This window comes from Chloroflexaceae bacterium (assembly GCA_025057155.1).
Classification (GTDB): domain Bacteria; phylum Chloroflexota; class Chloroflexia; order Chloroflexales; family Chloroflexaceae; genus JACAEO01.
The window spans coordinates 1-643 of sequence record JANWYD010000115.1 but is presented as its reverse complement, the minus strand read 5'-3'; the positions used below and the strand labels follow the sequence as shown (position 1 = coordinate 643).

The 643-nt window shown below is 63.8% G+C and carries 1 tRNA gene; it reads right to left on the bottom strand.

Features of this window, described 5'->3' with window-relative positions:
• Nucleotides 1–261: 261 nt before the first annotated feature.
• A tRNA-Lys gene (locus NZU74_20560) sits at nucleotides 262–336 on the bottom strand.
• Nucleotides 337–643 lie beyond the last annotated feature (307 nt).

The window sequence follows — 643 nt, the reverse complement described above, 5'->3', positions numbered from 1 at the left end:
CGCGGGTGCGTGCACCCCCCCCCCACCCCAGCCCCCCCCGGGCGGGGGGGGGAGGACCCCCGCCTCCCCCCAGCGGGGGGAGGTCGGGAGGGGGGCAGGAGGGCTGCGGTGCGGCGAGAAAGATGCGCACTGGCCTGCATCTAAGCAGCGCCCCCTCCTGCTAATTCGGGAGAAGGAACGGGGGTGAGGGAAACCAACCCCCGCTCGCGCCAACTACACAACAAATTAGCCTCGCGTCGCTGCGACACGAGGCTGTATGCATGGTGAGCCGGGTGGGGATCGAACCCACGACCCTCTGATTAAAAGTCAGGTGCTCTACCTCTGAGCTACCGGCCCGCCGTTGGTAGTATAGCCGAGTCTGACATTGGCGTCAACTGTACTAAATATGGACGCGGCAGTTGAACTGATGCACGCTCGACGCTGCGCTATGGTTCATTGCGCTCTGCTTACTCTTGAGCGCAACCAGCTTCGCCGCCTAGTTCTCCACCCGGTGAAACGCTTCGGCTAGCGCCAAGCCAAACGACTGCCCGCGTTCGGCGGCCCATTGCCGCACCATCGCGGCCAGTTCGGTCTGGTCGGCGCCTAATTGCGAGACATGGCAGCGCAATGCGGCTAACTTTTGTTCGATGGTGACGCTGATGTC